Annotated in this window: 1 protein-coding gene; it reads left to right on the plus strand. The window is 63.4% G+C overall.

Translation table 11 applies throughout. From position 1 onward, the window contains the following. Nucleotides 1–25 precede the first annotated feature (25 nt). On the plus strand, nucleotides 26–711 hold a 686-nt coding region (locus IE212_RS34500; protein ID WP_229864734.1), incomplete at its 3' end, for a class I tRNA ligase family protein.

The raw sequence follows: 711 nt of genomic DNA on the forward strand, positions 1-711 counted from the left end.
CCTCGCCCGCTACCCCGTGGACGCCGTGCGCTACTACATTTCCGTGGCTGGCCCCGAATCCTCGGATTCCGACTTCACGTGGGCCGAGTTCGTGCGCCACAACAACGAGGAGCTCGCCTCCTCGTGGGGCAATCTGGTGAACCGCGTGGCCAACCTCATCAACAAGAACTTCGGCGAGATTCCGCCGCTGGACGAGGATTCGATGACCAACGAAGACCGTGGCCTTCTGGAAGAGGCTTCCGCCGCGTTCGACGTGGTCGGCTCCTCCATCGAAACCCACCACCAGAAGCACGCCCTGTCCGAGGCGATGCGTGTGGTCGGCGACATCAACAAGTACATTTCCGCCACCGAACCGTGGAAGATTAAGGACGACCAGGCTCGTCTCGGCACCGTGCTGCACGTGGCCGCTCAGGCCGTGTCTGACGCGAACCACCTGCTCGCGCCGTTCCTGCCGCACTCCGCACAGAAGGTGTGGGAGGCGCTCGGCGGCACCGGCACCTTCTCGCCGCTGCCTGAGCTCAAGGAAGTCGAGGATCTCGACAAGCCTGGCTTCACGTATCCGATTATCACCGGCGATTACGAGCTCGGTGTGAACGTGCACCCGTGGAAGAGCGAGGCAATCGAGGTCGGCGCCGTGGTGCCTAAGCCCGCGCCGATCTTCGCCAAGATTCCGACCGAGGCCGTGGAAGAGGAGCTGGCTCGCTTCGATGA

It is taken from the genome of Streptomyces djakartensis (genome assembly GCF_014651075.1).
Lineage (GTDB): Bacteria > Actinomycetota > Actinomycetes > Streptomycetales > Streptomycetaceae > Streptomyces > Streptomyces djakartensis.